This is a genomic window from Membranihabitans maritimus, assembly GCF_021729145.1.
GTDB classification, from domain to species: domain Bacteria; phylum Bacteroidota; class Bacteroidia; order Chitinophagales; family Saprospiraceae; genus Membranihabitans; species Membranihabitans maritimus.
This window is the reverse complement of the sequence record NZ_JAJSLW010000003.1, coordinates 316,482-325,130: the sequence shown is the minus strand read 5'-3', so window position 1 is coordinate 325,130 and position 8,649 is coordinate 316,482. Positions and strand designations below refer to the sequence as shown.

Sequence of the window (8,649 nt, the reverse complement as noted above, 5' to 3'; positions counted from 1 at the left end):
GGAACCCTCGGTTCTGTCATCAGATGTCCATTTAGGAATTATTGTATAGTAGGAGAGTAGAACAAGCCTCGAGGCGGAATAATTTTCTCCTAATGTCAGGATTTAAATGTAATCATGAAATTAACGCGTTAGCCTCAGGGTGGAACCCTCGGTTCCCTCATCAAATGTCCATTTAGGACATTTGGTCCTCCCTTAGGGAGGACTATATTCGGTCATTCATTAAACCTAAGGTCAAAATCGTTGAGGACCATATCCATGATTGGGTCTTTCCCCACTATATACCCCGCCTTGAGGTCGTATTCAAAAAAAGAACTCAAGACCTGCCAATAATTGGCGGTTACCCATCCACGGGTGTCTTTGATCAATTCGTACATGGGAGTATCCAGTTCTTTTTCAATCATGTGAATCAGAATTCTCCCCTGGGTTTTCGTCAGGTTTTTGAACTGTTCTTCGAACTTTTTAAACAATTGGTCCTGGACACGTCGCACGTATTTTTTCTTTTTCCAGTAACTCAGGCCTTCAGTGACTTCGCTAACCGTTTGAAATGTCCCAATCGCTTCCACAGCGAAGGGATAAACATCCCGTGCGTATTTTCTATAAATCAAATACCGCCTGTATTCTTCATTAGAGGCAAACTTTCTTTTGGAAGTGACACTTATTTCCTGAAATTCCGATAGTAATATTGTATCTCCGTCTTCTATAATTACTTCTACAATTTCTCCATTAATCTCCAATTCTTCAATAGGAGAAGAATCCTTACCAGGTATAGTGTCTGTATGGGACACAGGGTCTTTCGATAATTCCTGTTTTTTTTGGCCAAAAGAGGGAATGGCGAAAATCAAAACCAATATTTTGATAAGTATTTGCTTCATGTGTGTAAGACGTATAGACTTTTATCCAAGTATACAACGCAATGTTAAAATTGATTATTTTTTAGGATACAAGAGGCACAAATATCTGTAAATTTTAATGAATGTCCTATATAAGTAGGGATGGAGAAGAAGGAATAATTTTTTTGTATATTTATTGCACAATATACTTTTGAAGACAGATGAGAACATTAACCTTATTTATTGCTTTCCTGGTTTTACTATTTGGATGCCAGGATGAGAAGGATAGAGAAGATAGTTTGGTGTCTATGCCGGAACCCACGGAAGATTTTTCTTTCGAAATTGACACTATAAAGCTGATGACTCCAGGCACTTCCCCGGCTTTTCCCTACCTGGTGTGGTCCCAGGATTATTCCGATCGGGGATTATTTACGGGGTTGGATATGAAACAGCATACACTCTATTTCCTGGACACAAAGAAAATGGAATATCAATCGTCTTTGAAATTATATGAAGACGGACCAAATGAGATCACTCCTTTGATGGTGGGGGGATTTTACTACCACAGTCCCGATTCCATATTTGTATTGCAAAATATACCCAATCGCCTGATGATGATTGATAGGGAGGGAGAACGGGAATTGTTTATTGAATTGAAAAAGGTTTTTAAAGGAGATCCCGTTTTTGAAGGATTGAATGCATATTCAATGTATTATTGGAACGGAATCTATTACATGAACGATAAATTATATTTTGAGTTAATAAGGGAAGATTACACTCGCAGAGATAATAAATATCCTGTAATCGGATATTATGATTTAAATACCGAAGAGTTTAAGGCTTTGGACATTCAGTTTCCGGAGGTAATGAAAGATGCTCCGGAGAGCTACGATATTTTTCCGAATATTCGTTATTATAAGGAATTCATTTATATTAATTACAGTTATTCTGCTGACTTATATATATATGATTTAGAGGGAAATATAATCAACGAAATTGCAGGTCATAACCGTTTTCGAGAAAGTGAACCTTATAATCCGGTAAATAAAAAGACGAAATCGGAACACTATGCGGAGAATTCGGCGTATGATGCGGTCGAACCATTCGAAAATGGGAATTACTTTATTCAAGCGGGTAAAGGCCCCGAACCTCCTGATCCTGAAAAAGAAATATATGAATTCACCATCGTTTATAACTCAGATTTTTCGAAATTCCGGGTGATTGACCACAGGGGAAGACCCTTTACTTTTGGGGGGAAGTACTTTTATTACCCAATCCCGCAGGCAGAGACAGGGTATCAGTTGCTGGAGCGATACAGGGTGGTGGAATGAAGCTACAACCTATAAACTGCAAGCTGTAAGCCAAAAGCTTGGACATGTAAGTGTCAAGTTGATAGGATATTCTTTTATACACATACTTTTGAAGACAGATGAGAAAATTAATTTTATTTATTGCTTTCCTTGTTTCACTGATTTTTGGATGCAGGGATAAGGAGGGAGGAGAAGGTAGTTTGGTGATTACCCCGGAACTTACGGAAGATTTTTCTTTGGAGGTCGACACGGTGAAGCTTATGACCCCGGGAACTTCTCCGGCTTTCCCTTACCTCGTGTGGTCCCAGGATTATTCCGACCGGGGATTGTTTACGGGGTTGGACATGAAACAGCATACACTCTATTTCCTGGACACAAAGAAAATGGAATATCAATCGTCTTTGAAATTATATGAAGACGGACCAAATGAGATCACTCCTAATATGGTAGGAGGGATATATTACCACAATCCGGATTCTATTTTTGTCTTGCAAAATACCCCGAACCGCCTGATTATGGTCAATGGAGAGGGGGAACGGGAATTGTTTATTGAATTGAAAGATGCCTTTAAAGAAGACTCGGTGTTCAACGGATTAAATGCTTATGCTGTATTTCACTATAATGGGATTTATTATCACGATGATAAGTTGTATTTTGCACTTATTCGTGAAGACCATACCCGCAGGGATTTTCAATATCCTGTAATTGGATATTATGATTTAATCGATGAAACTTACCACGCATTGGATATTCAGTTTCCGGAAGAGATGAAGAAGGATTGGGAAGGCTACAATCCGTTACCGCATATTCGATTTTTTAGGGACAAAATTTTAATAAATTATGGTTATTCCGCGGATTTATATTTATACGATTTAAATGGGGATTTGTATCAAAAGGTCAATAATAATTCATTTCCGACAAGCGGACCCTATAATGAAGCAAAATATAAATCGAGGAGAGAGTACTATAATTCGAACCCGATGTATTCGATAGCTTTGCCGGTTTTAAACGGGAAATATTTTATTCAACAAGGTACAAAACCCCAATTAGATACCTCGAAAAACAAAGATGGATTTATCATTATTTATAATGCCAATTTTTCAAAGTATCAGGTGTTTCCAAATAATGGAAGGCCATTTACCTTTGGCGGAGAATATTTTTATTATCCGATCCCACAGGAAGAGACGGGATATCAGTTGTTGGAACGATATAAGGTGGTGGAGTGAAACTTTGAGCCATAAGCTTTTAGTCAGAAGTCTGAAGCTGAAGCCGGAACGGACATCAAGCCCCAAGTTTCAAGCTACAAGCCTCAAGCTAGCTTCTCCTGTATTTAGACACTTCAAGTACTTTAGTTCACTTTAAATACTTACTCAATCCAATATCCCGTATTTACTCCCGAATTTTCGATATAATTCTTTGTGTTTATTGTCGAGATCAATGGTTCGGCCATTGATGAAAGCGTGTAAAATAATACTGGATTGGGGATCCATAATGTTACCATCGCTGACAACGATGGTAGCGTCTTTACCCTTTTCAATGGAACCAAGTGTTTGGTCGATACCATAAATTTTTGCTGTATTCAATGTCAATGCGCGAATGGCAGCTTCCTGGTCGAGTCCGAATCCTACTGCCTGACCTGCCTGAAAAGGTAAGTTGCGCTGTTCCCATGATCCGTGATGTGAAAAACACCAGAGGACATTGGCATCTTCAAGGATGCTGGCCATTTTAAACGGTTGATCGATACTGGAGTCATCAGATTGAGGTAAACGCTGGGTAGCATTGATTACTACAGGGACCTCTTGTTCTGCAAGGTAGTCTGCTACTTTCCAGGCTTCATTTCCACCGGTAATTACAATTTTCAAGCCAAAGCTTTCGCCAAATTGAATAACATCCAGGATGCCTTTTTTGTGATTGACGTGGACAAAAACCCGCACGGATTTATCGAATACTGGTGCCATGGCTTCGAATCTCAAGTTCTCCGGGTCAGGTGTACCCTCTATTTTCTGGTAGGCTCGGGCTTCTGCAAATTCTTTGTAAATGCGATCTACATTTTCTTTATATGAATCATTGGCAGTGGTGGCGTTGATGGAACGGTCGTATTTATAGGGTGATGGCCAATTCAGGTGAATACCTGCAGGCTTGTATTCATCTGAACCGGAATTGTAAACCGCGTCTTCCCAGTTCCAGGCATCGAGCTGTACGATCGAAGATTGACCGGAAATTATCCCTCCGGAAGGTGTGATTTCAGCCAGTAGTATTCCATTGGAACGGACAGTAGGAATAATATCGGAGTCCGTATTATAGGCTATCAAAGCCCTGATATGAGGATTATATTGGCCTACTTCAGCAAAGTCACGGGTAGATCGGACGGCATCCACTTCTGTAATTCCCAATCGGGTATTGGGTGCGATCAACCCCGGGTAAATGTGTTGACCGCTTACATCTATGTTTTTCTCTGCTTGCTGATTCTCATCGCCCACATACGTGATTAACCCTTTTTCAAATACAACTGTTCCGTTTTCGATAATTTCACCATTCCCAATATGAATAGTTCCACCCTGTAGCGCCATGGATAGGGATTGTGAATCAGCAGGTGAGCCTTGGGCAGTAACCGTATTGTTCGCTCCGATAATGGAGGAAATAATTATCGCTAGCAAAATCTTATAATTTTTAGTCATAATTTTCAAGGATTTTATTCTCCAATGGTTTCACAATGGTATTCTTTTTGCTTTTTCAGTTGTGGTTTCTGAACATTTTTACCACCTTTTTTTGCTTGCAACATTTTTTGAATTAGCCGTGCTCTTTCTTCTTTTATTTGTTGGGCTTTTTTTTCATTTTCCTCCCGGTCAAAGTAAATTCTTCCGTCGATAAATGTTTTTTCGGCTCGTGAAAAGTTAGAAAGGGGAGGACCGTTCCAAAGGACTATATCTGCGTCTTTTCCGATACCAATGCTGCCAACTCGATCATCGATATGGAGCATTTTAGCAGGGTTTAGTGTTACCAGTTTTAAGGCTTCTACATCAGACAATCCACCGTACTTAACCGTTTTACCCGCTTCAGAATTCAGGCGCCTGGCCATTTCTGCATCATCTGAGTTGAGGGATGTATTGACGCCTGCTTTATTCATAATCGCTGCATTATAGGGTATGGCGTCAATTACCTCGTATTTATAGGCCCACCAGTCCGAGAATGTGGACCCGGCGGCACCGTGCTTTTCCATTTTATCTGCTACCTTATATCCTTCCAGGATATGTGTAAAAGTGTTTACGCGAAAACCAAATTTTTCTGCTACATGCATCAACATATTTATTTCGCTTTGTACGTAACTATGGCAGGTAATAAATCGTTCGCTTTTTAGGATTTCCAACAGGCATTCGAGTTCCAGGTTCTTTCTGTAGGGTTTCGTACCGTTTTTATTTTCACCGTATTCACGTGCCCTTGTAAAATAATCTTCATATACCTGTTCTACTCCCATTCTTGTCTGTGGAAACCGGACAGTATTGCGTTCGCCCCAGTTGGATTGTTTGACATTCTCACCCAATGCAAATTTGATAAAGCTATCAGCCCCTTCGAACTTTAATTCTTCCGGCGTCATACCCCAGCGTAATTTAATGAGAGTCGATTGACCTCCGATAGGATTGGCCGATCCGTGAAGGAGTTGTGAGGTGGTGACGCCACCTGCCAACTGCCTGTATATATTAATGTCTTCGGAATTGATGACATCACCAATGCGTACCTCTGCGCTACTGGCCTGGGAAGCTTCATTGACACCCCGACTGATTGCTATATGGCTGTGTTCGTCTATAATCCCTGGAGTGAGGTGCATCCCTGTCCCGTCAATCTCTACAGCTTTGCGTGGTTTTCGTATACTTCCGATGTCTTTAATTTTCCCATCCTGAACAAGTACATCAGTATTTTCCAAAATGCTTTCACTTTCGTTGGTCCAAACGGTTACATTGGTTATCAAATAGGTCTTTTGTTCAGGTATTTCTTGTCTTCCATAGGCTGTGAAGGGGTACAATAAAGGTGTTTTATCAGACTCAGGGCTTTCTGTCCTTTCTTTTACTTTTTCTGATTTGTTATCTTTCTGAAGGGTGGCAACAAAATTTACAGACTCGGATGAAGGGAGCAAAGCATCTCCTTCGATACGGTCTCCTTTGGCTATGCCCGATAATCGAATGTATTCATTTTGGGGAGTAGAATATATAATATTTACCCGGTTAAATTCCATAGAAATTTCTCCGGTGAGAGATGCACTGTCCTCATCGATTAATTTTATTTTTTCCCCTTTCTCAGGTACGGTGAATTCATATGAATTCTCACCTATTAGCAGGTTGTATGAATTCCCAACGATTGGATTGGGGCGGTCCTGAACCTTATATTGATTGCCTTGTATCCAGTTTTCAATAATTTGTGCTTCTTCATCCCAGATTGGGTGGTCTGAAATAAAAAAATTGGCCAAAAATCCTTGTTGTAGTTGTCCCAACCGATCTTCTTCTCCCAACCATTTCGCGGGAAGGATAGTCAACGCATCTAATGCGGTTTTTTCAGATAGCCCGTTTAGAATGGCTGTTCGTATATTTGTTAGAAACTTCTTTTCCTCTTTCAGACCTGCTGATGTAATCGCAAATGATATTTCCTTTTCTTCAAGTATTCCCGGATTTGAAGGGGCCCATTCCCAGTGTTTCATCATTTCCAGGGAAACCAAATCAGCATTTAGGGGATCTTCCACGTCATATGGTTCCGGAAAATCTACGGGAACGATAAGTGGCATTCCGGTCTTTTTAATGGCATCTGCGCGTTGGTATTCTGTGCCATTGCCTTTGATAATATAGATTTTGTTGTATTCTTTGGCAATTTTTGCGGCCCTGAGAACTTCCAGTTTATTACCGACTTCAAAGATTTGCGGAAGATTTTGCAGCTCATTCCAGGCTTGCAGGGAAAGGTTGGTTTCTTTTTCATTCCCCTGTATTTTGTACCATTCACCGTCTAGATAAAGCTGTCTGATAAGGGCAATCATGCCCATTAAAGAAGTAGGGTATGTTTGATTGCTAGCCCCTTTGCTAAAAGCCAGGTGGCTTGATGCTAAGGGATTAAGGATAGACAGGTGAGGTCTCGAATTATCCAGTGTAGTAAGTAAACCCGAGCCCCGTACAACGCCGTTTCTTCGATGGCTAAGTACCGTTCCAAATCCAATGTTTCTCCATTTTTTGGCTTGATTCTCATCGAAAATAAATTCATCCTGAGATCTGTATTCGGGAATAATAGACTCGTTCCAGCTGTAGGGGCCTTTTTTACTGGAGAGTAATTGCTCTTTGGAAGGTCTATGGGGTGATGGTGCAGGTGGAATACCAAAAGAAGTTTGCAAATCAATAAATGAGGGGTAAACATGCATTCCGCGAAGGTTGATTTTTATGGCACTTGCAGGTATTGTCAGATCGTCACCTACATCGACTATTTTTCCATTTTTTATGATTAGGATGCCATCTTTTATAACCTGGTCAGAGTTTATGTGGATTTCCCCATTGGTAAAGGCAAAATGACCCTCTTTCTCATGCGGGGCACCGTTTTCAGGAAACGTTTCTTGTGCTTTGAGGAATAACGGTGACAAAAATAGGAAAAAGTAGATGAGTTTTTTCATGTATGTTTTGCTTGATAACTATGTGAATTTAGTAAAATTTGATTAGAATTTCTTAACCACAAAGGCACATAAATGGCGATGAACCACTTAAGTCAAATTATTGAATTCGTCAAAATTTACTGTTCATATCCCTATCGTTCTATTCTAGAATGTTAATTTTTATACATGCTTACCCAACGGACTGATTGTTAATGCATATTTTTTCACCATGCGAATGCTTTTTGTGGAATATTGTTGTTATATAAGTTTAGTCCCTGAAGTTTGATCCTGTAAGCCTGTTAATTTATTAGAAGAGTCTTAATGGTTCCCGGAGGACAAGCCTTCTACTCACTGTAAAGAATGGAGTCGCTAAAAGGGGGATGGGCGTCATCAGCCATTCTACGGTACATGGCGTGTTCCAGGTCGAAGTCCCGGGTGTCTTCCACCGGACCGAAAACTTCGATCAACTCATCGTCGAGTTCCTGAATCCCGATATATTGGTCTTCACTTGTTTTGATTAATTCCCACCTTTCTTTGTGGTCAAAGTCTTCTAAGTTCTCCATATGGAAATTGGAAAAGATGCTGTCCCGGGTGGAGAAAAAAAACTGTGGGGTCCAGATCTCATTTCTACCGATGGGTTTGGAACCCAGGGAAAAGAAGTAGGACGTGTCGGAAACTTTTTGCCAATGCCAGGTCCACATATCATTTTTAAATAAATTTTTTTCTGTGGTACAAGCGGAGGAATTTAGCAACAAGGCTGTAACACATGATATTAAAATCTTAACGGTTTTCATAGCTATCAATATTTAAATTACGGACGATTTTTGGTATACGTGCGCATGTAGCGCTTATAGGCTCCTATTTGACTTCGACTGGCATGATACCAACC

6 protein-coding genes are annotated in these 8,649 nt (G+C 40.2%); 2 read left to right on the top strand and 4 right to left on the bottom strand.

Annotated features, from left to right (window positions below):
* Window positions 1-212: 212 nt before the first annotated feature.
* Window positions 213-872, bottom strand: a complete 660-nt coding sequence (locus LVD47_RS05230) for a DUF4294 domain-containing protein (RefSeq protein ID WP_236974498.1) — start codon at window positions 870-872, stop codon at window positions 213-215.
* A 179-nt stretch (window positions 873-1,051) separates the two neighbouring features.
* Here LVD47_RS05230 and LVD47_RS05225 point away from each other — a divergent pair, with 179 nt between their 5' ends.
* A complete protein-coding gene (locus LVD47_RS05225; RefSeq protein WP_236974497.1) occupies window positions 1,052-2,161 on the top strand; it encodes a DUF4221 family protein in 1,110 nt (369 codons plus the stop codon).
* 98 nt (window positions 2,162-2,259) lie between these two features.
* Window positions 2,260-3,366, top strand: coding sequence for a DUF4221 family protein (locus tag LVD47_RS05220; RefSeq protein ID WP_236974496.1), 1,107 nt, complete (start codon window positions 2,260-2,262; stop codon window positions 3,364-3,366).
* A gap of 144 nt (window positions 3,367-3,510) precedes the next feature.
* Here LVD47_RS05220 and LVD47_RS05215 read toward each other — a convergent pair whose 3' ends face one another.
* The 3 genes from LVD47_RS05215 to LVD47_RS05205 all read right to left on the bottom strand — a co-directional run bounded on the left by LVD47_RS05215 (window position 3,511) and on the right by LVD47_RS05205 (window position 8,554).
* Window positions 3,511-4,818: an amidohydrolase family protein gene (locus tag LVD47_RS05215; RefSeq protein ID WP_236974495.1), complete on the bottom strand. Its 1,308-nt coding sequence runs from the start codon at window positions 4,816-4,818 to the stop codon at window positions 3,511-3,513.
* Window positions 4,819-4,832: 14 nt separating this feature from the next.
* On the bottom strand, window positions 4,833-7,781 hold the full coding sequence (locus tag LVD47_RS05210) for an amidohydrolase family protein (RefSeq protein WP_236974494.1): 2,949 nt from the start codon (window positions 7,779-7,781) through the stop codon (window positions 4,833-4,835).
* A gap of 323 nt (window positions 7,782-8,104) precedes the next feature.
* The gene (locus LVD47_RS05205; protein ID WP_236974493.1) at window positions 8,105-8,554 is read right to left on the bottom strand and encodes a hypothetical protein; all 450 of its coding nucleotides are present in this window, start codon (window positions 8,552-8,554) and stop codon (window positions 8,105-8,107) included.
* Window positions 8,555-8,649 lie beyond the last annotated feature (95 nt).